Annotated in this window: 22 protein-coding genes and 1 tRNA gene; 1 reads left to right on the top strand and 22 read right to left on the bottom strand. The window is 31.6% G+C overall.

Going from position 1 to position 26,058, the window contains the following annotated elements:
- Window positions 1-51: 51 nt before the first annotated feature.
- Both DIS07_RS06220 and DIS07_RS06215 read right to left on the bottom strand, forming a co-directional pair.
- Window positions 52-660, bottom strand: a complete 609-nt coding sequence (locus DIS07_RS06220; protein WP_109404356.1) for a 50S ribosomal protein L25/general stress protein Ctc — start codon at window positions 658-660, stop codon at window positions 52-54.
- A gap of 17 nt (window positions 661-677) precedes the next feature.
- Complete coding sequence (locus DIS07_RS06215) at window positions 678-1,619, bottom strand: ribose-phosphate pyrophosphokinase (RefSeq protein ID WP_109404355.1); 942 nt, start codon at window positions 1,617-1,619, stop codon at window positions 678-680.
- 124 nt (window positions 1,620-1,743) lie between these two features.
- On the opposite strand from DIS07_RS06215, the gene DIS07_RS06210 reads away from it, so the two are divergent.
- Window positions 1,744-1,825, top strand: a tRNA-Leu gene (locus tag DIS07_RS06210).
- A 47-nt stretch (window positions 1,826-1,872) separates the two neighbouring features.
- On the opposite strand, the gene DIS07_RS06205 is transcribed toward DIS07_RS06210, so the two are convergent.
- The 20 genes from DIS07_RS06205 to nirD all read right to left on the bottom strand — a co-directional run bounded on the left by DIS07_RS06205 (window position 1,873) and on the right by nirD (window position 25,980).
- Window positions 1,873-2,124, bottom strand: a complete 252-nt coding sequence (locus DIS07_RS06205) for a heavy-metal-associated domain-containing protein (protein ID WP_109404354.1) — start codon at window positions 2,122-2,124, stop codon at window positions 1,873-1,875.
- Between the two features lie 296 nt (window positions 2,125-2,420).
- Window positions 2,421-3,695, bottom strand: a complete 1,275-nt coding sequence (locus DIS07_RS06200; protein WP_109404353.1) for an alginate export family protein — start codon at window positions 3,693-3,695, stop codon at window positions 2,421-2,423.
- 126 nt (window positions 3,696-3,821) lie between these two features.
- A complete protein-coding gene (locus DIS07_RS06195) occupies window positions 3,822-4,652 on the bottom strand; it encodes an ABC transporter ATP-binding protein (protein ID WP_109404352.1) in 831 nt (276 codons plus the stop codon).
- Window positions 4,653-4,657: 5 nt separating this feature from the next.
- On the bottom strand, window positions 4,658-5,509 hold the full coding sequence (locus tag DIS07_RS06190) for an ABC transporter ATP-binding protein (RefSeq protein ID WP_109404351.1): 852 nt from the start codon (window positions 5,507-5,509) through the stop codon (window positions 4,658-4,660).
- 37 nt (window positions 5,510-5,546) lie between these two features.
- Window positions 5,547-6,653 (bottom strand): ABC transporter permease, encoded by a 1,107-nt coding sequence (locus DIS07_RS06185; RefSeq protein ID WP_109404350.1) that lies wholly within the window; start codon window positions 6,651-6,653, stop codon window positions 5,547-5,549.
- A gap of 54 nt (window positions 6,654-6,707) precedes the next feature.
- Window positions 6,708-8,093, bottom strand: a complete 1,386-nt coding sequence (locus DIS07_RS06180) for a CmpA/NrtA family ABC transporter substrate-binding protein (protein WP_109404349.1) — start codon at window positions 8,091-8,093, stop codon at window positions 6,708-6,710.
- 286 nt (window positions 8,094-8,379) lie between these two features.
- Window positions 8,380-9,117 (bottom strand): Crp/Fnr family transcriptional regulator, encoded by a 738-nt coding sequence (locus DIS07_RS06175; protein ID WP_109404348.1) that lies wholly within the window; start codon window positions 9,115-9,117, stop codon window positions 8,380-8,382.
- A gap of 140 nt (window positions 9,118-9,257) precedes the next feature.
- Entirely contained in the window at window positions 9,258-10,475 is a 1,218-nt protein-coding gene (dsrP, locus tag DIS07_RS06170) for a sulfate reduction electron transfer complex DsrMKJOP subunit DsrP (RefSeq protein WP_109404347.1), read from the bottom strand.
- A 26-nt stretch (window positions 10,476-10,501) separates the two neighbouring features.
- A complete protein-coding gene (locus DIS07_RS06165; protein ID WP_109404346.1) occupies window positions 10,502-11,635 on the bottom strand; it encodes a 4Fe-4S dicluster domain-containing protein in 1,134 nt (377 codons plus the stop codon).
- A gap of 6 nt (window positions 11,636-11,641) precedes the next feature.
- Complete coding sequence (locus DIS07_RS06160) at window positions 11,642-12,259, bottom strand: cytochrome c3 family protein (RefSeq protein ID WP_109404345.1); 618 nt, start codon at window positions 12,257-12,259, stop codon at window positions 11,642-11,644.
- Window positions 12,252-12,944, bottom strand: coding sequence for a nitrate reductase cytochrome c-type subunit (locus DIS07_RS06155; protein WP_109404344.1), 693 nt, complete (start codon window positions 12,942-12,944; stop codon window positions 12,252-12,254). Before DIS07_RS06155 ends, DIS07_RS06160 begins: the two co-directional genes overlap by 8 nt.
- A gap of 3 nt (window positions 12,945-12,947) precedes the next feature.
- The gene (locus tag DIS07_RS06150) at window positions 12,948-15,272 is read right to left on the bottom strand and encodes a molybdopterin-dependent oxidoreductase (protein WP_109404343.1); all 2,325 of its coding nucleotides are present in this window, start codon (window positions 15,270-15,272) and stop codon (window positions 12,948-12,950) included.
- A gap of 6 nt (window positions 15,273-15,278) precedes the next feature.
- Window positions 15,279-15,515 carry a hypothetical protein gene (locus DIS07_RS06145; RefSeq protein ID WP_109404342.1) on the bottom strand — a complete coding sequence of 79 codons (237 nt, stop codon included), beginning with the start codon at window positions 15,513-15,515 and terminating at the stop codon, window positions 15,279-15,281.
- A gap of 144 nt (window positions 15,516-15,659) precedes the next feature.
- Window positions 15,660-17,093: a rubredoxin gene (locus tag DIS07_RS06140; protein ID WP_109404341.1), complete on the bottom strand. Its 1,434-nt coding sequence runs from the start codon at window positions 17,091-17,093 to the stop codon at window positions 15,660-15,662.
- Window positions 17,090-20,611, bottom strand: coding sequence for a nitrate reductase (locus tag DIS07_RS06135; RefSeq protein ID WP_109404569.1), 3,522 nt, complete (start codon window positions 20,609-20,611; stop codon window positions 17,090-17,092). Before DIS07_RS06135 ends, DIS07_RS06140 begins: the two co-directional genes overlap by 4 nt.
- A gap of 127 nt (window positions 20,612-20,738) precedes the next feature.
- The gene (locus DIS07_RS06130; RefSeq protein WP_109404340.1) at window positions 20,739-22,169 is read right to left on the bottom strand and encodes a NarK family nitrate/nitrite MFS transporter; all 1,431 of its coding nucleotides are present in this window, start codon (window positions 22,167-22,169) and stop codon (window positions 20,739-20,741) included.
- Window positions 22,170-22,336: 167 nt separating this feature from the next.
- Window positions 22,337-22,999, bottom strand: coding sequence for a response regulator transcription factor (locus DIS07_RS06125; protein ID WP_109404339.1), 663 nt, complete (start codon window positions 22,997-22,999; stop codon window positions 22,337-22,339).
- A 54-nt stretch (window positions 23,000-23,053) separates the two neighbouring features.
- Window positions 23,054-24,865, bottom strand: a complete 1,812-nt coding sequence (locus tag DIS07_RS06120) for a sensor histidine kinase (RefSeq protein ID WP_109404338.1) — start codon at window positions 24,863-24,865, stop codon at window positions 23,054-23,056.
- 16 nt (window positions 24,866-24,881) lie between these two features.
- Window positions 24,882-25,466 carry a DUF4202 domain-containing protein gene (locus tag DIS07_RS06115; RefSeq protein WP_109404337.1) on the bottom strand — a complete coding sequence of 195 codons (585 nt, stop codon included), beginning with the start codon at window positions 25,464-25,466 and terminating at the stop codon, window positions 24,882-24,884.
- Between the two features lie 136 nt (window positions 25,467-25,602).
- Window positions 25,603-25,980, bottom strand: coding sequence for a nitrite reductase small subunit NirD (gene nirD / locus DIS07_RS06110; protein WP_109404336.1), 378 nt, complete (start codon window positions 25,978-25,980; stop codon window positions 25,603-25,605).
- Window positions 25,981-26,058 lie beyond the last annotated feature (78 nt).

Below are 26,058 nucleotides of genomic sequence, written 5' to 3'. Positions count from 1 at the left end.
TAAAAAAGCGTTACAAATTTGTAACGCTTTTCTAAATTATATTTGTAAAACTTATTCTGCAGCAGTCGCTTCTGGAGCTGCTTCAGTTGTTTCTTCTGTTTCTTCTTCAGCAACAGCATTTCTAGAAGTTCTAACTTGAACTACCACTGTATTATCTGGATGCATAAACGTATAGTCATCGTTCTTTAATTCGGTAACAAATAATTTATTTCCTATTTTTAATTTAGAAATATCAGCTGACACAAAATCAGGTAAATTAGCTGGTACAGCTTTTATTTTTAATTTACGGTTAGTAAAACGTAAAGAACCACCATTTAATACTCCTGGAGAAGTACCTGTTAATTTAACTGGTATGTTCATTGTAACTTCTTTATCATCAAATAATTGATAGAAATCTACGTGTAAAATTCTGTCAGTTACTGGGTGAAATTGAATGTCTTGTAAAATTGCTGGTATAGTTTGTCCATCAACATCAATTGATGCAGTATATACATTTGGAGTGTATACCAAGTTTTTAAACGCTTTTTCTTCTGCTGAAAAGTGAATTGGTGTTTTTCCTCCGTATATCACGCAAGGAACCATGCCAGCATTACGTAAGGCTTTAGTCGCTGACTTACCTACGCTTTCTCTTTTTGATCCTTTAATTGTAATTGATTTCATTACTTTTTATTAATTATTTACATTAAAAATTGTCCACTAATTGAGGTGTTATCTTGTACTTTATGCATAACAGCCGCAAATAATGGCGCGCAAGATACTACTTTTATTTTAGATGTAGACTTTTTTAACGGAATTGTATCAGAAACTATTAATTCTGTTAACGCAGACTCTTCAATTCTTTCGTAAGCAGTTCCGGATAGTATTGGGTGCGTACAAATTGCACGAACACTTTTGGCTCCTCTCTCTTTCATTAAATTGGCTGCGTGTGTTAACGTTCCTCCTGTATCAATCATATCATCTACCAGAATTACATCTTTACCTTCTACCTCCCCTATTACCTCCATATGACCAATAACATTAGCTTTTTTACGTTGTTTATAACAAATAACAACATCTGAATGCAAATGCTTGGAGTATGCATAAGCTCTTTTAGACCCTCCCATATCTGGAGAAGCTATCGTTAAGTTTTCTAATTGCAAACTTTTTATGTAAGGCATAAAAATAGTGGATGCAAATAAATGATCTACAGGTCTTTCAAAAAATCCTTGAATTTGATCTGCATGCAAATCCATTGTCATTATTCTTGTTGCACCAGCAGCTTCTAATAGTTTTGCAACTAACTTTGCTCCGATTGCTACTCTGGGTTGGTCTTTTCTATCTTGTCTAGCCCAACCAAAGTAAGGCATAACAGCAGTGATATGTCTAGCAGATGCTCTTTTAGCTGCATCTAATATTAAAAGCATCTCCATTAAATTATCAGAATTTGGAAATGTTGAACCAATAATAAAAACTCTTCTCCCACGAACAGATTCTTCAAAAGCTGGCTGAAATTCTCCATCACTAAAGTAGGTTATCTTTATATTTCCAAGCTTAGTACTATATTCTTTAGCAATTTTTTCTGCCAAAACTTTACTTTGCCTACAGGCAAATAGTTTTGGTGCAAGTTGATTTATAGACATTTATCTGTTTTTTGTTGTATTGTTGTAAGTGAACAAAAGTAGAAATTATTTATTGACTTTGAAATTTATTTTTTTACTTTAAAATAAAATAATTTAATACATTTGCAATCCTATATACACACTTGCTCAAGTGGCGGAATTGGTAGACGCGCTGGATTCAAAATCCAGTTCTTTCGGGAGTGTGGGTTCGATTCCCACCTTGAGTACAAAAAAGTCGAAGCTTTAAACTTCGACTTTTTCTTTGGTTATAATTTTAATTGTTAGAAACTTCTTGCAGACTTCCTTTTTTAATAACAGTACTATCTTCAGTTATTGGATAGCCTATTTTTTTTAAGTAAATCCGTATACCTTCCATGGCATTATGACTTATACAGTTAAAGTTTAAACTCCCTTTAGTAATATCAATTTCAATATTAGAAATAGTATTAAATTTATCAAGAGCAGCAATCACTTTATCTTTACAAGTATTACATCTTAAATTCTTGATGATTACTGTTGTTTCCATTTTACAAAGTTTTATGATGCGAAACTAGTATCTAAAGAGGACGTAAAAAATGATTTTTATCAGCTTTGATTAGTATTCTTTAAAGATAACCTTATGTAATTATAATAATCTTTATTAAAAACTTAATTTTTAAAACTTTTACTAATTATTTTTTAAAAGACAGCACTTCAATGTAAATACTAAAAACTAATTTTCTTAAAACAAAAAATCCCTCTTTCGAGGGATTTAAATATTAATTTATATAGTCTATTAACACTAAAACCAACCATACAACCAATATTATTTTTTATACTTATTTATTTTCCGCTTAAAAATTTAGGCTTAATAACTAACATAACCCAAGCCCAGTTTTGAGTACCTGCTGCGGCAGCCTCTGTAACTCCTTTTAATTCATACATTCCATCAGAAGCAAAAAGCTGTGAATATCCTGCAACTAAAGCAAACCCTTTAAATTTTCTTTTGTAAACTAAATCTATTTCTGTTCCTAAAGATTTTTCTCCACTTGCTAAAGCTTGCTCACCTCTAAAGTTTAATACTTTAGCCATTAAACTTGATGATTTACTTAACTTAAAATTAGCACTTGCGTGAATATCTACCAATCCGATAGAGTTTGCATGGTTACCTACATAGAAATAATCCATAAAACCATTAAATTTATGGTTGGTTCCATATAAAGGAAAGAATGCTCCTGTTTCACCTGCTCCAGCATCATTTCCACTAATTATTTCTAAACCTGCACCTAGTGTAACTTTATCTGATGCTTTTAAACTTGCATCTAAACCTAGTAAAAAAGCTCCTTTTACGCTAACATCTCCTTGTCTGTTTCCTGTTTGTAAAAATGCATTTGCCGCTAAACCAAAGTTTCCAGATTTATAGTTTAAGTGTGTACCTAAAGTTTGTAAATTACTTACACCATCAGCAGACCCAGCTCCATTAAAATCTTGAAATCCGTTATTTAGTAATAATAAACTACCTGTTAATTTTTCCCATTTTTGTTTCATATACAACATTTGCATTGTTTTGTAAGAGAAAAACCCTGCAGTATTGTATCCTGTTCCTTGAGAAATAAATCCAGTAGGATGTGAATAATCTTGATTAAAAGCCAAACCAAAATCCAACATAAAGTTTCCTTTTTTATATTTAATTAAAGCAGCATCATGATTTCGCCCTTGTTGCGCCCAATCTAATCCTCCTAAAATTCTTTGGTCATCATAAGACAATACTTGACGTCCTAACTTGGTTGATGTATTTTCCCCTAATTTAATTTCTGCCCAAGCTTGAAAAACAGCAAAAGAATTATTTTGATCGTAAGGTAAAATTTGTCTGTTCTCACCCCAAACCATAATATCTTGTAAACTTACATATACCCAATAATTATCTGTCATAAAACTTGAGTTTAACCTTACTCTGGTTGAAATACCAAAACCTGCATCTACTGCATCAGGAATTAAATTACCAAATCCATGACGATATTCTGATCTTGGTCTAAACTCTCCATCTAATGTAAACTGCGCTGTTGTAAATTGAAAACATGCTAACATTAGCCCTATAATTATGTATTGTTTTTTCATTTTTATTAGTTTTTGATTTATTTTTTATTTTGTTTTTTAAACTTGTCAAATATAAAAAGACAAAAATGTCTTATTTATGACTTTTCTCATGTTTTTATAGCTTCTTTTTAGTTGCAAATACTATTTTTAATGCTCTAAAAAGTCTATTAAATGTTTACGGTATTTATAATAATCATTGTGCTCTAACACCGATTTTCTTGTTCTTGGTCTTTTAAAATCGATATCTAAAATATCACCTATTTTTGCGCTTGGTCCACTTGTCATCATCACTACTCTGTCTGCTAAAAAAATAGCTTCATCAACATCGTGAGTAATCATTACAGCAGTGATTTTTTCTTTATTCCAAATTTCAATTAAGATATCTTGTAACTCACCTCTAGTTAATGAATCTAACATTCCGAAAGGTTCGTCTAACAACAATACTTTAGGTTTTATAGCAAAAGCTCTAGCAATACCAACTCTTTGTTGCATTCCTTGTGATAAATCGCTAGCTTTTTTATGAAACGCATCTTCTAAACCCACTTTTTGCAAGTAATATTTTGCAACATCTGTTCTTTGAGCTTTGGTTGCATGAGGAAATACTTGATTTACGCCCAACATCACATTTTGTAAAGATGTCATCCAAGGCATTAAACTTGGCGCTTGAAAAATAACACCTCTATCTGGTCCTGGACCTTTAATATGTTTCCCTAAAACTGCAATGTTTCCTCCAGAAATTGGATTTAACCCTGCAATCATAGACAACATTGTGGTTTTACCACAACCTGAATGACCAATGATAGTAACAAATTCTTCCTTACGAATTTGCAAATTCAAATCTTCTAAAACTACGTAGTCTCCTTTAGGTGTTGGATATACTTTTTTTAGATCTTTTAAATCTAACATAACATCTTTAGAAGGAAACTTAGTCTTTCCTAAAACCTCTTTTGTAATGGTACTTTCTGTTATCACTCTCATAATTTCTAATATCTAAATTGGTTTACAAAATCTTTTGGAGTTAACTCTGGCAAAATATACTCTGTTGTTGCTTCAGATTTTCGTTCATTACCTATGTCCATTAAATACTCTATAATAGCGTTTCTAGTTGCTTTATAACTGGTATTATCATTCATTTCGGTTTTATCTCTAGGACGCTCAATATCAATTTTAAACTCTGGTCCTAAAGTTGCTTTTGGTCCTGGACGTAAAGGAATAATTCTGTCTGCCATATAAATTCCTTCATCAACATCATTGGTTATTAATAGTGCTGTACGTTTGTCTTTACCCCAAATGTTTAAGATTTGATCTTGTAAATTTCCACGTGTTAAGGCATCTAATGCCCCTAAAGGTTCATCCATAATAATCATGTCTGGTTTCATAGCCAAAGCTCTTGCAACTGCAACTCTTTGACGCATTCCTCCTGATAATTCTTTAGGAAATTTGTTAATCGCTGGAGTTAAGTTTACCATATCTATATAATATGCTGCTTTACGTTTATAAACCTCTTTTTCGCGTTTTGGAAAAGCTTCTTTAACCGCCATTATTACATTTTGTTCTACTGTTAACCACGGCAATAAAGAATAGTTTTGAAAAATTACTCCTCTTTCGTGACTTGTATCCACAACGGGTTCTCCTTTAAATAACACCTCTCCACTTGTCGGCTGAATTAAACCGTTAATTAAGTTTACTAAAGTTGTTTTTCCACTTCCTGTAAAACCAACAATAGCAACAAATTCTCCTTCCTCTATTTTAAGATTAATGTTAGACAACACCTCTGTTTCATCAGTTCCTTGACCGTAGGTTTTGTATATATTTTTTAGTTCTAAATAAGCCATATTCTAGTATTAAAAGATTGAATTTTTGAATAAAAATTTATATTGCATCAGTTTTATCAAAAGACACCCAATTTTGGATGGTTAACATTAACCTATCTAACAAGAAACCAATAATACCAATAACAAACATTGCTACGATTATTTTTGCGTTAGAATCGTTGGCTCCGTTTTGAAATTCTTCCCAAACGAATAAACCTAAACCAGGACTTTGTGCTAATAATTCTATTGCAATTAGCACCATCCACGCTACCGATAATGTAATTTTCAATCCTGTAAAAATTAGCGGTAAAGACGATGGCAACACTACTTTAAATATCTTTTGGAATGTTCCCAATTTTAACACTTTAGCTACATTAATATAGTCTTTGTCTACCGTAGAGACTCCCATTGCAGTATTAACCAATGTTGCCCACATAGAACATAAACCCACACTAATAAAAGAAATGGTAAAAGAGCTATCTTCTGAAGAACCAATTAATACTGTTTTTACAATCATAAAGACTAATAAATACCAAACTACAGGCGATACTGGTTTAAAGATTTGAATAAACCAATTGAAAGCACTTTTTAATGTTGGACTTAATCCGATAAAAATTCCTAAAGGAACAGCAATTAATAAAGCCAATAAAAATCCTGCGAATACAGTTTGTAAACTTCTAAAAATTTGATCTACAAACGAAGGTCTTCCGGTATATACAATTGGGTCTTTTCCAGCTGCTATTCTTTTTTCATTTAAAGCAGCTGTTTTTTCTATAAAAGCAGCTTTATCAGCACTAATAATATTGTGATCTCTTAACAAAGACTGGAAAGATTCCCAAACCTGAGCTGGAGAAGGCAATGTGTTTGGTTGGCAACTAGAATCACCAGAAGCAATACAGGCTTTCATAGCATCTGCTGCTACTTGACCTTGATCTTGCAACGCTTTTGCAATTTTAAATTCTGCTTCTGTATTGTACAATGTTTTTGCTCCTAAGTGCCATAACCCTATAAATAAAATTATGGAAGCAAGTGGCACTATTACTTTACGTAAAAAAGCTTTGAAATCTTCTTTTTCTAACTTTCCTGTAAAAAGGTCTTTTAAGGTGATAAAAAAACTTAATCCCATAAATTTAGAGACCTTACCTAATGTTAAACTTGCTTTCATAATTTTAGTGTTTAGTGTTAATTGTTTTTATAAGTCTTAAGGAGTGTTGTGCTATTATTTTTTGTCTTTGTTTCCTATTTTAAAACTATTAATGTATCCTATTGGATCCTTTGCATCGTATTTTGTGCCGTCTATAAAATCTGTTGTTGCTGGTTTATAACCATCTGTTATTGGAATGTCTGATGCAGGAATATTACCTTCTTCTGCCAAAAGTGTTGCTGCTTTTTTCCAGATATCTGGTCTATAGATATCTTTAATGGTTTCAGAGTACCAACTAGTTGGTTTTGCATCAGGAATTTGCCCCCATCTTCTCATTTGCGTTAAGAACCAAATTCCATCAGAATAGAAAGGATATGTTGCATTGTATTTATAGAATACGTTAAAGTCAGCCATTTCACGTTTATCACCTTTTTCAAATTCAAAAGTACCTGTCATAGAATTTGCTAAAACCTCTTCTGGAGCGCCAACATATTGTGACATTGATAAGATTTTTACAGCTTCTTTTCTGTTTTCTGGTTTATCTAACCATTTACCAGCTCTGATTAAAGCTTTAGTTACTGCAATTGCTGTATTCGGATTTTCTTTCACAAACTTCTCTGTCATTACAAATACTTTTTCAGGATTGTTTTTCCAGATATCGTAGTTAGTTACAACTGGCACTCCAATTCCTTTAAAAACAGCTTGTTGGTTCCATGGCTCACCTACACAATATCCAAAAATTGTACCTGCTTCTAAAGTTGCTGGCATTTGTGGTGGAGGCGTTACTGATAATAATACTTCTGCATCAATTTGACCTTGAACATTTTCTTTAGTATACATTCCTGGGTGAATTCCTGCTGCAGCTAACCAATATCTAATTTCATAATTGTGAGTAGATACAGGAAATACCATTCCCATTTTAAAAGCTTTACCAGAGTTTTTATAATCAGTAATTACTGGTTTTAAAGCATCAGCTTTAATTGGGTGAATAGGTTTACCACTTCCATCTTTTGGTACATTTGGTTTCATTTTAGACCAAACATCGTTAGAAACAGTAATTCCATTTCCATTTAAATCCATAGAAAAAGGAGTTACTAATTTAGCTTGACGACCAAAACCTGCACCCGCAGCAATCGGTTGACCCGCTAACATGTGAGACCCGTCTAATTGTCCATCAATAACTCTGTCTAAAACATTTTTCCAGTTAGATTGTGCTTCAACAGAAACAAATAAACCTTCATCTTCAAAGAAACCTTTTTCTTTTGCAATAGCTAAAGGTGCCATATCGGTTAACTTAATAAAACCAAATGTTAACTGAGGTTTTTCAATTTCTAATTGCTTTGTTTTTGATGTTTTTGCATCAACAGTTGTTGTTGATTTTTTTGTCTCTTTACCACCACAAGCAAATAATAACATTGCTACTGATAAAATGTAAGTTGATTTTTTAAATATAGATTTCATTTTTTTAAGTTTTATTAATATACGTATTAATACTTATTTTTTTGACAAATATATAAGTAGATAAAGTTTTCATTCATGGAATTACCCATATTAAAACCTCTTTTTAAGACATGTTAAAAACTGCGACAAATCAGTTTTAAATCACAAATACCTGAATTTCAATTATTTGAATCTTATGAAGATTACTAACATTTTATACGTATTTAATTTAAGTACTAATTAGACATAAAAAAACCTTCAGGTTTTTAAACCTGAAGGAGCTATTTAATTCCTTTTATAAGTTTATTTAAGAATCTAAGAAATAGTTATGCTCACTAATTTCATTCTTTAAATTTTGTACATCATTAATCCCTATCTTCTTCCCTTTTGCAGTAATTAAACCTTCTTTTTTCAAGGCAGAAAAAATTCTAATAACTTGTTCTTCTGTGGTTCCGGCATAATCTGCATACTCTTTTCTACTTAAAGGTAAGTTTAAGAAACCTCTTAAATCTCCAAATTTTCTATGAATATAGAGTAATGTATCAATAACTCGTTCGCGAACAGTCATTTGTGAAATAGATTTTACTTTTGATTCACTTCTATTCAATTCATTAGCATAAAATAGCATCATGTCATAAGAAAACTTCGGGTTTTTTAATAATATTTTTTGCAAATACTCTTTAGAGAAGTAGTACAACTCTGTGTCTTGAAGCGCTACTGCACCAATTGAGTAATACTCTTGAGTACCAAAACCGCGATGTCCAATAATTTCGCAGTCTTTAGCAAAACGAACAATTTGCTCTCTTCCATTTATACCTGTTCTAAATACTTTAACTGTTCCTTGTTTTATAAAAAAGAGACCATTTACAGGAGCACCCTCAATAATAAACTGTTGCCCTTTTTTACATTTTAAAACAATACTTTGAGATTCCGATTCAGCTAAAAGAACATCACTGTACTTATGCACTAAACAATTCTCATTTTTGCAGACTGTAAATGAATCTTGTTTTTCTATAATTCTAAAAGATGAAGAAGTTGAAAGCATTATTATTTTTTTCAAAAATACGTAATAATACTTACTTTTAAAAAAAAGTACTTATTTTTAGAGTTATCTGAAAAAAAATCTTAATATATTATACACTTATAAAATTATTAGATACTTTTTTTAGAATTAGAAAACAAACTTCATTCTTTATAGCGAAGTTTACCAATTTCGATGTTGATAGCTACTTTTGCTAAAATTGTAAAAACTAAAGCGCCTAGAGCCCAAATACCCAAAGTAACTCCAATTTCAATTCCTGTTGGTGTATATTCTGCAATTTTTCCATATGGCCCGGGAATAAATCCTGGTACAATTAACCCAAACCCTTTTTCAATCCAAATGGCAACAAACAAAATAAAACATGCAAAATAGAGTACTTTTAAATTGTTTCTTAACTTGTGAAAAGTCAGAATTACTGTAGCTAAAACGTTTAAGGATATTGCAGTCCAAATCCAAGGTAATAATGCTGTTTTTCCATCTAAACCAAAAAACAAATAATATGCGCTTTCGCTGTGGTGTGTTGGTGCATAAAACTCTTTAAATAGTTCAGACACCAACATAATAATATTTATTTGAGCTGCAACAGTTACAACCATTGCTATTTTTTTAATGGTTTTATTAGGGACTTTAAATTCTGTAAAACTTCTTATAATAGCTAAAACTAAAATAATTAAAGCAGGCCCTGCAGCAAATGCAGATGCTAAAAAGCGTGGTCCTAGAAGTGCATTATTCCAAAAAGGTCTTGCTTGTAATCCTTGATATAAAAAGGCAGTAACTAAATGTATCCCCACAGCCCAAAAAACAGATAATATTGCTCCAGGTACATAAACCTTTTTCTTAGATTCTTTTCCTTGAAAATGCCTAAATAATATGTAAAAAGGAATTGTAATATTTAAAAACAAATAACCATTTAATACCAATACATCCCATGTTAGCATAGAATTAGGAAAATTAAAAACTCCAATGCCAGGTAACATATGCCATAAAACAGATGGCCCTCCCATATCAGCAATAACAAATGCCAAACACATTATTAATGCTGCAACTGCTAATCCTTCACCAATTAAAACTGCTTGTTTAAAATCGATATCTTTTAAAACATATGTTGGCATAACCAACATTACTGCTGCTGCTGCAACACCAACTAAAAAGGTAAAATTAGAAATATACAACCCCCAACTTACTCTATCGGTCATACCTGTTACGCTTAGACCTTCTTCTAATTGAATGGAATAACAATACATGCCTGTTAACATTACAAAAGTTAAAAGTGCCATCCAAATATGATATCTTTTAGATCCATGAGTAATCACATCTAAACTACCTTTTATTAAACTTTTAAAAACCTTAAATCGTCTCATATTTTTCTTTTATCAATTAAAAAAAATTAATCCATATAGTACCAAAACTTTGGTTCTGTTCCTAAATCTTCTTTTAATCTGAATACTTTTTTGTTTTCCAAAACCCAACGAATTGTACTATTTGGGTCTAATAAATTACCAAAAACACGTGCCCCGGTAGGACAAGCTTCTACACAAGCAGGATTTTTACCTGCTCTAGAACGTTGCACACAAAATGTACATTTTTCCATCACACCTTTCTTACGCATTCTGTTTCCTAAATAGTGTTGATTTTTGTTAACTTCAGCTTCAGGAACTTCTGGCTTACTCCAATTAAATCTGCGTCCATCATAGGGACAAGCTGCCATACAGTACCTACAACCTACACACCAATCGTAATCTACAACCACTAGACCATCTTCTTCTCTCCAGGTTGCTTGTACAGGGCAAACCTCTACACAAGGTGGATTATCACAATGAAAACATTGGGTGCCCATATAAAAATGGCCTTTTGCAGGTACTTCGTGATAATAATTATCATCTGCTTCATTAAAGTTAAACCCTTTACCATCTTTCATTTCATGAATTCGGATATACTCCATTTGTGAGTTTCTATCTTGATTGTTTTCTTCAACACAAGCACTTACACAATCCATGTAACCCTTACATTTCGAGATATTAAAGGCATACCCAAACAACACATCTTTTTCGGCATTTTTTGATGACATGTTTATGGTTTTACCAGTTCTAATTTGATAAGAACGAACCAACCTCTCTACAGTTTTTTTCTTCTCATCATCAGACATTAATTTGTAGTTGCCTTTAAACTGTTCTTCCCAATCTATCTGGGCTTTTTCTTTAGATTCTTTATCCGAAGTAACGCTTGTACAAGATGATACTGCTCCGGCTCCAATTAATAAACTTGCCGTTAATTGTTTAAATGCATTTCTTCTGTTCATTTTTACATCAAAAACCTGATCAAAACCATCTTTTTTGGTTTCTTCTCCTATAGATGCATTAACTGCAGCTTCTAAAAAATCGGTTTCAGTTAACTCTTCATTATTTTGATGAGATCCACACTCTCTTGTATTACTACCACAAGTACATGAATGTGTCTTTCTATTTTGCTTTTGCCTACTATTTAGGTTTAAAGAAAACCATTTGTTTTTATTATCACTCATGCCTAATTATTTTCTTTCTTTAATTTTTTGCGTATTAAAACGCGCTGGCCATCTACTCTCAAAGTGTGGCTTATGTGGATTATGACAGTTTACACAAGTCATGGATGCTCTTGGTGGTGCCCAACCTCCAATTTTTTTTCCATGAGCCCCACCTTTCCAATCTTTAAACTGTTTTGAATGACACTGACTACATAAGTTATAACTCTTATTAAAATCAATCTTTAAACCTGTTAAACTCTTTAACTCATCCATATTCTTTTCATTGTGACATGTCGTACAGCTCATCGTTTTTTTATCAGCATGATTTAAAACAATGTCCCAATGCGCCTTTTTAAAATCTTTGCTTTGTAATTTATTCAATGGTTTTGTATGACATTCAGTACAAGCATATGATTTTATTTTACTTTTTCTCTCTGGTATTAAAAATGTGTGATCTCCTTCACTAATTTTTATCATTTTAATATCATCAAAAAAATCTTCAGATGAAACTGAAACTCCATGATAATTTTTACTTTTTGCTTCAATTTTATCTGTAATACTATGATACTCTTCTTCTTTGTGTTTACAAGATGAAACTAAGATTATCAATAATAAAACATATATAATTCTGTTGCGTTTATTCATTTTTAATATTTTTTATAAAAATACCTATATCCTTAACTTCTTTGTTGTTTATAACATGGCATTGTCTACAATTAACACGTTCTGGATGAGAAACTCTAATTTCTTTTGGAGCACTTGGACCCGCATGACAAGACAAGCAATTTTCATGCATTTGTATTTGATGGGGAATTATAGGAGGACTTGTTAAAAGAGCATTATTATTTCCAACAACAGGTGCTTTTAACTTCTGATATTTTCCTGATTGAAATAGTGTATTTTTTTGCTGTTCTACATGACATTGTTTACAACTCACTAATTCTGGATGAGGTACAACTGGGGTATAAGCACTGTATTTTTCTACAAAACCTCCATTTTCATGACATTTTAAACAACTATTTTCGCCTACATTTTGTTTTTCATCTATTGGATGCGGAATACTGGGTGGCGCTCCATGATAAGCTCTATTTTTATAATATGTCTTTAAACTTCTTTCGTGATTCTTATCTATTGGCATATTTGCATAATCAATTGCAAATTTAGATCTCTCAAAAACTCCTGTTTCCGAAGGAATAATTGGTGTAAGATTACCTCCTTTTAAGGGGATATAGGCCTCCTCTTTGCCTGATTCATAACTATAATTCCATACCGTAATAAAAGCAGCGAAAAGAATTACAAATAATGATATGATTCCTAATCTTTTTTTCATGGCTTAAGCTTTTTCTATTCTTACCGCACACTTCTTATAATCTGGCTCTTTAGATATGGGACAAAATGCATCTAAAGTAACGTCATTAATCAACATATTTTCGTCAAAAAATGGCACAAAAACCTGTCCTTTAGTAGGCAAACCTCTTTTATTTATCGATGCAGGTAAAATACATGAACCTCTTCTAGAAATAACTTTTACATTTTCTCCATCTCTAATTCCCATGTTTTTAGCATCTTCTGGATGAAATTCTACATAAGAGTTCGGAACTGCTTTATGTAAAACTGGAATTCTTCTCGTCATTGAACCCGTGTGCCAGTGTTCTATAACTCTCCCTGTATTTAACCAAAAAGGATATTCTTTATCTGGAAATTCTGCAGCAGGCTCATAAGGACGTTGCCATATAACAGCTTTTCCATCTGGTTTCCCATAAAAATGAAAATCTTTCCCATTATCACAAGCCGGATCATACTTAGCATTAAACCTCCATTGAGTTGATTTTCCATTAACATAAGGCCAGATAGCTCCAGATTCTTTTTTCAGAACTTCTAGTGGCGCCATTCCATGTTTAGCACCTTCATGAAACTGACGATATTCGTTGTAAATTTCTTCAACATGATTTTCTTCGCTGTAAGGAAATAAATCACCATACCCCATTCGTTTTGCCACCTGTATGGTCATCCACGCATCTGGTGTAGTTTCACCTGGGCCTTCTACCATTTTATCCCAATGTTGCGTTCTACGTTCTGAATTTCCGTACAATCCAGATTTTTCAATATGCCATGAAGCTGGTAAAATAACATCGGCAACATCTGAGGTTGGTGTAGGAAAAACATCAGAAACTACCACAAAACAAGATTCTTTTTCCATTGCAGGTCTATATCTGCTTGTTTTTGGTAAAGACACTAAAGGGTTTACAACTTGTGTCCAAATAAATTTAATGTCACCTCTATCTACTGCTCTAAACATTTCAGTTGCATGATAAGTAGGTTTTGAAGGGATTCTTTCTACAGGAACTTTCCAAATTTTTGCCGCTAAAGCTCTATGCTTTGGATTCATTACCACTCCTTTTGGTAGTTTATGTGTAAATGTTCCTACTTCTCTTGCTGTACCACAAGCAGAAGGTTGTCCAGTTAATGAAAAGGGTCCATTACCAGGTTGTGAAATTTTACCCGTTAATAAATGAATATTATACATCAGGTTATTCATCCAAGTTCCTCTTGTGTGTTGGTTCATTCCCATACACCAATAAGAAACTACTTTTTTATTTGGATCTCCATAAATCGAAGCCAAATACTTAATGTCTTTAGCAGAAACTTTAGAATATTTTTCAACTTTCTCTGGAGTATAATCTTCTAAAAATGTTTTATACTCATCAAAATTAATTTTTATTGGTTTGTCTTTAAAGCTAAATTTGTCTTCCATTCCATACCCTATCTTAGTAAGCCCTTTACTAAAGTTAATATGATTATCAACAAATTTCTTATTCATCCAACCGTTATTTATAATTTCATAACAAATGGCATTAGCAACTGCTAAATCTGTTTGAGGTTCAAATAAAATAGACCTATTAGATGCAGTACTAGATCTTGTTGTTCTGGTTGCAAAATCAATAATTTTTGCTCCTCTTTTATTTTTTTGTTCTAACATTCTCGAGAATAAAACCGGATGCATTTCTGCCATATTATTTCCCCAAGTAATAAAATAATCTGCGTGCTCAATATCTTCGTAACAACCCATTGGTTCATCTGCACCAAAGGTGGTTAAAAAACCTGCTACCGCACTAGCCATACACAAACGAGCATTACAGTCTAAATTATTGGTTCCGATAGCCCCCTTCATTAGCTTAGAAGCTACATATCCTTCAGGAATGGTAGACTGACCAGAAGTGTACATGGCAACAGCATCTTTACCATGTTTTTCTATGGTAGATTTCATTTTACTAGCTACAAGATCTAAAGCTTCGTTAATTGGCGTTTTTATGTATCTACCATTTTTCTTAACAAGTGCGTGGGTTAATCTATCACTAGCCTGAATACACATAGTTTGATGATATCCTTTTACACACAATAAACCTTTGTTTACCGACGATTTTGGGTCCCCTTTCACAGCAACTGCTTTACCGTTTTCTACACCTACTAAGATTCCACAACCTACTCCACAAAAACGACAAGGTCCTTTTTTCCATTCTAAATTCCCATCAGTAACTCCTACCAATTGCTCATTAGCAAAAACAATTCCTGGAAACATAGTTGCTGCCGCAGACATTGCTGCTGTGGCTGCCATTTTTTTAATAAAACTTCTTCTGCTTGATAATGGTGCACTCATTTGTAATTATTTTTTTGGTGTATTAAAGCCAGAAACTAACGCAAGTAATTTTAAACTTTTAAAAGTTTCTATTTTCTGTTTTAAAATATCGTCTTCTGTATCGCTCGCTGTATCGGTAACAAGAACAAGAACCTCTTTATTATCTGCAGGAATTATTTCGCAATTCTCTAAGGCAGTTAACTCATTTACAAGTTGTTCTTTTTGTCCTGTATGTGGATGTGCTAAGTAGCTTTTTATAGGCATTTAATATTTTGTTTTTTATAATCGGATAAAACTATCTTTTATTCTTTTATTATAATATGATAATTATCATGCAACAAAAAAACCCTCTTTCTAAAAGAGGGCTGAATATGATAGTAATGTGTATATGATTTTAAAAGTCTAGATTTATTTTACTAAAACTCTTTTTTTGAAATTGCTTTTTGGAGCTTCACAAAGTGAACATATGTAGGTTTCTGGCAAATCTTTAAACAGAGTGTTTTTAGATATGTTTTGTGTAATGTCTCCATAAGTTTCATTGTATATTGTTAAACAGTCTTGACATTGATATACTTCTTCTTCTAAAGTTTCTTTTTTGTTTTTTTGAACAACAACTTCTTCTTTTTCAGAACCTAATTGATCAAAATACAACTGACTCAATTCCATCAATAAACCAGGTAACTCAACCTTATCTACATCTTGAACATGTGTAATGTATTCTCTTGTATTTGGGTCAAAATTTTTAGCATATAATAAGTTGTAAGTATCTCTTGTTTGAAAATTTCCAATCAATTCGGGTTGTTTGTTTTTCTCTACAACAATAGATGTAAAGTAATAAGAAGACTTGCTGTAATCTGTTATTCCAAAGGTTAACCCATAAGTACTGATGTCGTTTTGATCAAAATTTGTAACTAAATATTTTTTTAGATTTAAAGCATCTTTATTTGCCACAGGTAAATGCCAATTTAATTCTAACATCGAATGACGCACATTAATACCTCTTTTACCTAAAAATTTTTCCCAAACTAGTTTAGATTCTCTTGGAATTCCTTTTACTATAAAAGATTTCCACGGTGTAATAGATATTTTACCAATCTTATTTTCTGAACACAATTCACACATATCCTTTAGAAAAGAAATGTCGTATTTGTTATTTCTCCAATACAAACCCAACCAATATTTATCTATTCCAATTTTGTTCATCCCTTCAAAATAAGGAAAGGGATAAAAAGAGACTTCTAAAGGTTTATCTACTGTTCTATTGTTGGTGTCTACAGCATCACTTACCAATTCAAAAATGGTTTCAATAGTTTCTGGTTCTTCTTGAAGGATGTTTTCTATGGCAGTTTCAATCTTATCTAAATCCCAACTATAGATTAATGCAGGATACATTTTTGTAGTTTTCCACTCAGGTAACCTAATGTACAAATACCAATAATCTTCGTGTTCTGAAGCAATAAAATTGATGTGTCCTGTAAATAATGGAACCAATCTTTGTTTAGGATCTGTAAGGTTTATTTTTAGTTTCGATTTTGCACCAAATTGTTCTAAAAGGTATAAATATCTATCACCTGTTAGCCAAGAAGTACTCGGAAAAATATCTGCACAAACATAAGAAGAAACAACATTTTCTACACCCACTTCATTAAAGTCTACAACTTTTAATTTATCAAATTGATTTAAATCTTCTGGTTTTACTTTTTTAGGCAATAAAATATCTTGCCTAGACCCAAAAGAAATGGTTTTACAACCCAAACTTTCTACAGAATCGCAAATGTATTTTAATTCTCCAGGAGATAAAACTCCTCCTTTAACAATAACTCGATTTAACAACTTGTTCATATTCCTACTTTTGCGTTATTCAGTATTTCTCTCACTTCTGTTTTACAACTTCCACAACCCAAACCTGCACCTGTTTTATTACATAATTCTGTAAAATTGGTACACCCATTAGCAATGGCTTCTTCAATATTTCCAGAACCTACTTGACTACAAGAACAAACCAATTCTCCTAACATTGGCACATCATTAGAAGCGCCTCTTAACAATGTATTTCGTTTGTCAGACATTTCGATTTTGCTTTCTATCATTGTTTTGAATTCTGCAAATTCGTTTTTATCGCCCATTAAAACTGCGCCAATTAACAAATCGTCTTTAACAATACACTTTTTATAATAACGTTTAGAGATGTCTGTAAAAATAACTTCTTCGTAACTATCATCGTTTTCTGGGACTTCAATTTCGCCAATACTACATAGATTTAAATCGTTAAATTTTAAGATATTCATTAATACAGAACCTTTGTAAGATTCACTAATATCTCCTGCAATAAAATTAGCCAAAATACCCGCTTGTTCTTCTGCTGCTGATGTAATTCCAAATAATTTGTTGTTAAATTCAGCTATTTCACCAATGGCAAAAATATCTGGATGAGAAGATTGTAAATGTTGATTTACTTTGACACCTCGTCCGCAAATAATTCCGTTATTTTTGGCAATTTCAATGTTTGGTCTTGTACCAATTGCATAGACAATTGCGTTGGCTGTAATGTATTTTCCAGATTTTAAGTTGATGGTTAATTCGCCTGTATCTTCATCATCAAAAACGGTACTTACTTCATTATCAAAATAAATTTGAATACCTCTTTCTTGCACATCTAAAGACAATAATTTACTTGAAATTTTATCTAATTGGCGTTCCATTAAACGAGAAGCTCTTTGAATAATAGTAATTTTTACATTTTTATGCTTCATTGCAGCTGCCAACTCTAAACCTAATAAACCTCCACCAACAATAACTACGTGTTGTTGTTCTGGTGGTAAACCTGTGTTGTCTAAATATTTTTTAAACTGATCTGCATCATTTTTATTACGCATTGTAAAACGACCTGGCAAATCGATTTGAACATCTCTTGGAATAAAAGCACGACTACCTGTGGCTAAAATTAACTTATCAAAATTGTGAATTTCTCCATTAGAATCTGTAACATTTTTTTTCTCTTTATCAATTTTATCAATAACCGTTTCTGGATGAACTTTGATATTTAATTTGCTTAACTCAGCATTTTTAATCTTTAATAATTGTTCCCAAGAAAGTTCTTCAGTGATATATTCTGGCAATAAAACTCGGTTATAGAAGAGGTTAGATTCTTTCGAAAAAACGTGAATTTCATCAACTTCATTATAATCTCTATAATTCTGTAAAAATCGAAAAGCCGCTGCACCAGCACCTGCTATAATTATTTTCTCTTTTGGTTTTTTATATTTTGAAACTGAAACTGAAGTAAACTTAAAATCTGGTTCTTTTGAAACAGGGTCTATGTGCGTGTTTGTTAAATTATTGGCTCTATTTAAATTACTTTGCAACACTTTACCCCAATGCATAGGTAAAAATACCACACCTTTTTTAATAGCATCTGTAATTTTAGCACGAACCCTAACTACACCATTTGTGCTTTTAATTTCGGTAATATCACCGTCTTTTATATTATTTAAATAGGCATCAACTAAATTAATTTCTAATACAGGTTTTGGATAATGTGTTTTTAATCTTGATACTTTTCCTGTTTTTGTCATTGTGTGCCACTGATCTCTAACACGACCTGTAGTTAAAATCAACGGAAATTCTTCGCATGTTTTTACGGATGTATTTTCTAAGGATGATGGGATATTAAAAATGGCTTTTTGAGATGGAGTATAAAACTTTTTATCTTCAAAAAGACGTGGAGTTCCAGAATGACGATATTCATTTACTGGCCACTGAAAAGTACCTTCGTTTTTTAATCGATCATAATTTAAGTAAGAAACATCAATATTTGTGCCTTTGGTCATTGATGCATATTCATCATAAATTTCTGATGCGTTGTTAAAATTAAAGCCTCTAAAACCCATTCTTTGCGCAAAATCGCAGAAAATTTCTACATCTGGTCTTGCTTCTCCTGGAGCCTCAATTTCTTTTGGCAAGTAGGATATTCTTCTTTCAGAATTAGTCATTGTTCCTTCTTTCTCTAACCAAGCAGCAGCTGGCAAAACCAAATCAGCAAATTTTACTGTATCTGATTTATGAGAAATTTCTTGTACAACAACAAACTTAGAATTTGCCATTGCTTTTTCTATTTGATTAGAATTTGGTAAGCTTACCAATGGATTTGTACACGCAATCCAAACTGCTTTTAATTTTCCACTTTCCAAAGCATCAAACATTTCTGTAGCTGTTAATCCTGGTTTTGGGTTGATTTTATCTACCCCCCAAAATTGTGCAACTTCTCTTCTGTGTTCTGGATTCATTAAATCTTTGTGAACCGCTAATAAGTTTGCCATTCCTCCAACTTCACGACCACCCATAGCATTGGGTTGCCCAGTTAATGAAAAAGGGCCAGAACCAGGTTTACCAACTTGACCAGTAATTAAAGATAAATTTAAAAGTGATACATTTTTATCTGTACCCACAACACTTTGGTTTAGACCCATTGCCCACATACTGATAAAACCACTAGACTGTCCAATAATTTTGGCTGCTTTTTGGATATCATCTTCTGAAACACCACAAATTTTAGACGCTTCTTTTAAACTTGTTTCAAAAATGAGTTTTTTGTAATCTTCAAATCCTTCTGTATATTTTTTTATAAACGTTTTGTCTATCCATCCTTTTTTAAACAAACATCTTGCGATTGCATTGTATAAAACGACATCAGTTCCAGGAATTAATTGCAAATGTAAATCTGCAAAATTTGCTGAGTCTGTTTTACGAGGATCAATTACAATAATTTCTACATCCGGATTTTCCTCTTTTCTTTTTTCTATCCTTCTAAATAAAATAGGATGACACCAAGCAGGATTTGCGCCTGTTATTAAAAAAGTATCTGCCAATTCTATATCTGCATACGAAATAGGCACACTATCTTCTCCAAAAGTTTTTTTGTAACCAACTACAGCAGAACTCATACACAAACGTGAGTTTGTATCAATATTATTCGTTCCTAAAAAACCTTTTGTCAGCTTATTAGCTATATAATATTCTTCTGTTAAACTTTGTCCTGATACGTAAAAAGCTACAGAATCTGGACCATGTTTTTTGATAATGGATTTAAAAACATTAGCAGCTCTATCTAAAGCAGTATCCCAAGAAACACGCTCCCTTGGATGTGAACGAGACCATCGCATTTCTGGATATAAAATTCTGTCTGAAATATCATTGGCAACATAATGCAAGTTCATCCCTTTAGAACATAACATTCCTTGATTTACAGGATGGTCTTTATCTCCTTCAACAAAAACCTTGTTGTTATTGTCTTTTTTTACGATAATTCCACAACCTACACCACAATAAGAACAAGTTGTTTTAATTTCTTTTTTCATCATTTTAGACTCAGGTTTCATACTAAATAAGGCATTAAATTTTTACTATCCAAACTTTGATTTTATTATTCTGAATACCTTAAAAAACAGTACTTTGAATTTGTAAATCAATAAAAAAAGATACCTTAAATTAGCTTTTTACTTTTACAGGAATTAATTCAGGTGCAATTATATTTCCATTGTTTTTAACTTCTTCCTTCTCTTCTTCTAAAGAAAATTTAATTGTTAAAGCAACAATACCAGTTACCACAACTACAAAACCAATTAACAAATAACCACTAGAAACTGCACTTGAAGATGCTGCCGCTTGTGCCGTTTTTATAACCTGTTCTCCTAATCCCTCGTTAGCAGTAATAGCCGCTTTTTCTGCAAATGCAGATTTAGATTTTAACAACATTGCAGCTAAAAAAGCACCAACATTACCACCAGCACCAACAATACCAGAAACAGAACCGATGGCCTTTTTGTTGATAAATGGCACTACAGAGAAAGTTGCACCTTCTGCCATTTGAACACTCAAACTAAATAAAATTAATAATACAATACCTACAATTAAACTAGTGGCACCTGAAAAAGAAATCAGAACTATGCCTTGTAGTGTTAATATAAAAGATAAGAATAATACACGACCTCTTAATCCTTTTAGTTTTCCGAACTTATCACCAAAAAAACCACCCAATGTTCTTGCAAAAATATTCATTAAAGCAAAAGACAGAACAATATTCCCTGCTGTTACCCTTTTTAATTGAAAAGTATTTTGCAAATAATCATCCATGGTTCCGTAAACTGTTAATTCTATTCCAAAACTTGCAGCATACACTACAAATAAAATCCAAACTCTATAATCTTTTAATACCTCTAAAAAACCTATTTGATCTTTCTTTGTAAAAATCATTTCTCCTGATTCTTTTAAATCTTTAAAATTACCTTTTGGTGTATCTTTTGTAAAAAAGAAATATATAATTCCCATACAAAAACAAATAATACCTGCAATAACCATAGAATACCTCCAAGCCTCTGCATCTGCTACTCCAAAACTTACTACAGCGGCTGCAATTAAAGGCATTCCTAATCTATTGGCACCACCACCTAAATTACCCCATCCTGCAGAAGTTGCATTTGCAGTACCAACTATATTTGGCGCAAACATTAGAGAAGTATGAACTTGTGTAATTACAAAAGAAGCTCCAATGAAACCAATAAATAACCTACAAACCAAAAATTGAGTGGGTGTTTCTACTAGACCACAAAGAATAACTGGAATAGCACCCAACATCAACAAATATGTATAACACAATCTTGGACCATATTTGTCACACAATTTACCTATTAATAAACGAGCAAAAACTGTCCCTGACACAGCTAATATGATTGAATTCCATTTTTGATCAGGTGTTAATCCTAAATCTTTTACTACATCTGGCATAAAAGGAACAATGCCAAACCAAGAAAAGAAGCATAGAAAAAATGATATTGATGTAATCCAAAATGTACGAATTGATACGTTCTTAAAATTGAGTAAACTTAACTTAGTTGCTTTCTCTTGAGATAAATTTGACATGATACATATTTTTATATCACAAAACTAAGTATAAATACTTAATTTATGTGTATAAAATTACGTAATTTTTAATTATTAGAGATTTAACAATGGATGTTTTTTATTTTAAGAATATCTTAAAAAAACAAGTTGAAAATGAATTGATTTTAAATTACCTGAGAAGAAAACTATGTTAAATTGTACTCTTTAGCCTTATTTGTTAGCTCCATTAGGTTTTTTACCTCTAATTTTTTCATCAAATTAAAGCGATGTACCTCTGCTGTTCTTTTGCTAATTTTTAGTTCGTCAGCTATATCTTTATTATTTTTTAACTCTAAAACTAAACTAAGTATTTGTTTTTCTCTTTTAGTGAGTTTAAATGGTAATTCTTTTGGAGCCTCAGTTAAAGGTTCTATTGAATTATTAGTATTTCCATTAACAAAATTACTCATAATTATTGCAGTAACATCACCTGTAAAATATTTACCCCCTGAGGCAACTTTTGTTAATGCTTTAATAAATTCATCTTTGCTTGCTCCTTTTAACAAATATCCATCAGCTCCGGCTTGGATAGATTTTACAACATATTCTTCAGAATCGTGCATAGAGAGCACCAAAGTTTTAACATCTGCGTGGTTTTTATTAACCTTAGCAACTACCTCAATACCGTTCATTTCTGGCATTCTAATATCAACAATTAAAACATCTGGTTTGTTCTTAGCAATTACTTCTAAAGCTTCTTTTCCGTTTGAAGCTTCATCAATAACTGTTATTCCTGTTTGATCTTCTAAAAGTGCTTTGATACCATTTCTAACCAAAACATGATCGTCTGCTAATACTACATTTATCATAAAAACAACTCATTTATACTTACAAAAATACGCTTTTTAAGTAAAACTACGTATTTAAATTGGGATGTTAAACGTTACTCGTGTTCCTTTTCCTGGTTCTGAGTTTAAAAACATCCTTCCATCAATATATTTAATCCTTTCTTTCATAAAGGTCATTCCCATTCCACCATCACCATTTTTTACTTTTTTAACTTTAGAAGGCTCAAAGCCTATACCATTATCATCAATAACAATACTTAGTATTTTTTTACTATGTGAAAGTGATACCAAAATGTGTGAAGACTCTGCATACTTAATAGCATTATTAATTGCCTCTTGAGTAATTCTATAAATGTTGATTTCTTTTAACGAATCTAAACGTAGATTAAAATGCGTTTTATTGTAAAATATGATTTCCTTACTTGTTAACCTCCCTAATTCATGGGTTAGTTTTGTAATTGCGGGCACAATTCCATGATCTGACAACTCGGGAGGTGTTAAATTAAAAGTTGCAGTTCTTACACCTTTTATAATATTAGTTGTCAACTCTTTTAAGTCTTTAATTTTTATTTTCGTTTTGTCTAAATCATTAATATTTATACTTTCTAAATTGTATTTTAAACCCGTTAACATTTGTCCAATTCCATCGTGAACGTCTTTTGCAATTCGGTTTTGCTCTTTTTCTTGATTTTCAATAATCTTACTTGAGATTATTTTTTGTTGATTCATTTTTTCTTCAAAACTTATAGCAGTTAATCTTTCAATTTCTAATTGAGCCATTTTCCTTTCAGTAATTTCTGAGGCTATAATCAACAATTCTAAACTATCTTCAGAAGGTATATAAGGGATAATTGACATTTCTAACCAAATTGTTTCGTCATTCTTTAAAGTTCCTTTTACTTCTCCTTGCCAACCTGTTTTTTTATTTTGATTGATTAAATTTTCAATTAAAAGCTGCTCACTTTCTTTGTTTGATAAAATTTTCCAAAACAAAATTTCTTTATTAATTTTTGATAATTTAAACAGACGAGAAAATTTGTTTCCGATGTGAATTACATTTCCACTTGCAGAAATTCTAGCAAACAACAATGTTTCATCCATTGCGTGGCTTAAAGCACGTAATTCTTTGATTGATTTTTCTTTAGCAAAACTTAATTCATCGGCATCAAAAGCCATTTTCTTTGCTTTTTTTTCTGCGGATAATAAATCTGACAATGTAGCTCTTACTGATTTTGCTGTTGGCCAAAAGATAAATAAAAACTCCACTAAAAGAATCAATAAAGTTAGCGCCATTAGTGAAAATTCTAACTTACGTAACCAATCAACTTTTTCTTCAGCTTCCAAATCATATTGATTTACAATATCATCCATCATCAACAAAAAAGAACGCTCGTTTTTGGTAATTTTTTTGATATTTGATGCTAAAGAATCAATAGAAATTGCTGGATTTTCATCCAATTGATTTACTATAAGTTTTGAAGCATTACTTATGGTATCAAAAACTGAGTTTATAGCACGAAACTTATTTTTTATTTTTTCACTATTATTTTTTGGAAGTCCTAAAGAATCATTACCATTCTGCAATGAATAATGAGAAATCTGCCATAAATTTAAAGTTTCTCGAATTTTATTTTTGAGAAGAATTCTACTTTTTTCATCATTAGATATAGAAAGTGAAACAACATCTTTTGTCAATTTCTGACTCAACATTCTTTGCCTACCAGCAACGTTAATTATTGTAGAATCACTTTCTTGATTGTCTAAATGATTGCGAACTAAAATTTGACTAACAATTACAGAAAGCGCAATTGTACTTAAAGCAATAATGTACAAACGGCTTAATTTATCAAACGTTCTTTGGTCTAATGAATTGCCGTTTTTTGTCATTTTAAAATTACATTTTTTAAGAAATAGCTTGTTTTACTAAGTCTAAACTTTTTTCTGAAAAAGGTAACTGTAAAGCAGCTTCATGTCCTTTTTCAGACATTTTTACCCAAGTTTTTTGTAAAATATCAATTATCTTTTCATCAGAATGTTTTGCTGCAAATTCATCAAAGTAATAATCTAAAAATACCAAGCAAATCACATCTTCTAAAGCTTGAGATTCTTCGTTTTTCTTAATTAATTTTTTAAGGATAATTTTCTTTACTCTATCTACAAATTCATCATCAAAACCTACTTGTCCTAAAATTTCACCTGTAGTATTTGCGTGCATTTTTTTAAGTGTTTCACGCCATTTTAGATAGCCAACTCTATCCATAGGAAACTCGTTTCTAGCAATTTGCCATCTGCAAATGTGTTGCGCTCTTGCAGCTATTTGCAAGGCTTTTGATGCATTTGGATTGAATTGCAACAGCTTTCTTGTCATCCTTTGAGAGTACAACAACTCTTTTGGATACTCAAAACCTGCAACTGCATAAGTATTAGGATCTTCAGCGTTTTTTTTATCAATTAAAGCAATTGCAGTTTCAAATCTTGTTGGCTTCATTTTTTGGTTTTCTTAAATTAGATTTGATTGCCTTTTTGATTAAAATGGAAAACCTAACAACATTGAATGCTAAATAGATTTTTCGATTTTACTTCATTTCTCTCAAAATGACATCATTATAAATTTATAAAATCTTTTATTCTAAAAAGCCAATATACACATTTTCTCCTTCAATTTTTACAGGATATGTAGCAATAGCATCTAAATCGCCATTTAAGTTTTCTCCATTTTCTAATGAGAATGTTTTTTTGTGCAAAGGACAAGCTACTTTTGGCAATCCTTTATCATCACCAATCATACCTCTACTTAGCACCATTTCCATTTTATGTGGACATACATTTTGGCAGGCATACCATTTGTTAATTCTCGCAAAATTAAACACTGCTATTTGTTTGTTTTTGTATTTTACGCAAGCACCACCATCTTTTGGAAAATCTTTTGTTGATGCTGCTTTGAACCAAACTTTTACGTCTTCTAGTTTTGTGGTTTTATATTGTTCGAGTATTGCTTCCATTTTTATTTAGTTTTTAAAGTTGAATGTTTAAAAGTTCATAAAGTTTTCAATTGGAAAGTATTTTTAACTTTCAGACTT

The sequence above is a fragment of the Polaribacter aquimarinus genome (genome assembly GCF_003129485.1).
Classification (GTDB): Bacteria; Bacteroidota; Bacteroidia; order Flavobacteriales; family Flavobacteriaceae; genus Polaribacter; species Polaribacter aquimarinus.
This window is presented reverse-complemented; position numbering and strand designations above follow the sequence as displayed.

Coding starts and splice junctions, on each gene's coding strand:
- DIS07_RS06120 (WP_109404338.1), bottom strand. CDS start 24,865: ATGACAAAAAACGGCAATTCATTAGACCAAAGAACGTTTGATAAATTA.
- DIS07_RS06200 (WP_109404353.1), bottom strand. CDS start 3,695: ATGAAAAAACAATACATAATTATAGGGCTAATGTTAGCATGTTTTCAA.
- DIS07_RS06220 (WP_109404356.1), bottom strand. CDS start 660: ATGAAATCAATTACAATTAAAGGATCAAAAAGAGAAAGCGTAGGTAAG.
- dsrP (WP_109404347.1), bottom strand. CDS start 10,475: ATGAGACGATTTAAGGTTTTTAAAAGTTTAATAAAAGGTAGTTTAGAT.
- DIS07_RS06150 (WP_109404343.1), bottom strand. CDS start 15,272: ATGAGTGCACCATTATCAAGCAGAAGAAGTTTTATTAAAAAAATGGCA.
- DIS07_RS06190 (WP_109404351.1), bottom strand. CDS start 5,509: ATGGCTTATTTAGAACTAAAAAATATATACAAAACCTACGGTCAAGGA.
- DIS07_RS06140 (WP_109404341.1), bottom strand. CDS start 17,093: ATGAACAAGTTGTTAAATCGAGTTATTGTTAAAGGAGGAGTTTTATCT.
- DIS07_RS06195 (WP_109404352.1), bottom strand. CDS start 4,652: ATGAGAGTGATAACAGAAAGTACCATTACAAAAGAGGTTTTAGGAAAG.
- DIS07_RS06135 (WP_109404569.1), bottom strand. CDS start 20,611: ATGATGAAAAAAGAAATTAAAACAACTTGTTCTTATTGTGGTGTAGGT.
- DIS07_RS06180 (WP_109404349.1), bottom strand. CDS start 8,093: ATGAAATCTATATTTAAAAAATCAACTTACATTTTATCAGTAGCAATG.
- DIS07_RS06130 (WP_109404340.1), bottom strand. CDS start 22,169: ATGTCAAATTTATCTCAAGAGAAAGCAACTAAGTTAAGTTTACTCAAT.
- DIS07_RS06165 (WP_109404346.1), bottom strand. CDS start 11,635: ATGAGTGATAATAAAAACAAATGGTTTTCTTTAAACCTAAATAGTAGG.
- DIS07_RS06155 (WP_109404344.1), bottom strand. CDS start 12,944: ATGAAAAAAAGATTAGGAATCATATCATTATTTGTAATTCTTTTCGCT.
- DIS07_RS06215 (WP_109404355.1), bottom strand. CDS start 1,619: ATGTCTATAAATCAACTTGCACCAAAACTATTTGCCTGTAGGCAAAGT.
- DIS07_RS06125 (WP_109404339.1), bottom strand. CDS start 22,999: ATGATAAATGTAGTATTAGCAGACGATCATGTTTTGGTTAGAAATGGT.
- DIS07_RS06115 (WP_109404337.1), bottom strand. CDS start 25,466: ATGAAGCCAACAAGATTTGAAACTGCAATTGCTTTAATTGATAAAAAA.
- DIS07_RS06160 (WP_109404345.1), bottom strand. CDS start 12,259: ATGAATAAACGCAACAGAATTATATATGTTTTATTATTGATAATCTTA.
- nirD (WP_109404336.1), bottom strand. CDS start 25,980: ATGGAAGCAATACTCGAACAATATAAAACCACAAAACTAGAAGACGTA.
- DIS07_RS06175 (WP_109404348.1), bottom strand. CDS start 9,117: ATGCTTTCAACTTCTTCATCTTTTAGAATTATAGAAAAACAAGATTCA.
- DIS07_RS06205 (WP_109404354.1), bottom strand. CDS start 2,124: ATGGAAACAACAGTAATCATCAAGAATTTAAGATGTAATACTTGTAAA.
- DIS07_RS06145 (WP_109404342.1), bottom strand. CDS start 15,515: ATGCCTATAAAAAGCTACTTAGCACATCCACATACAGGACAAAAAGAA.
- DIS07_RS06185 (WP_109404350.1), bottom strand. CDS start 6,653: ATGAAAGCAAGTTTAACATTAGGTAAGGTCTCTAAATTTATGGGATTA.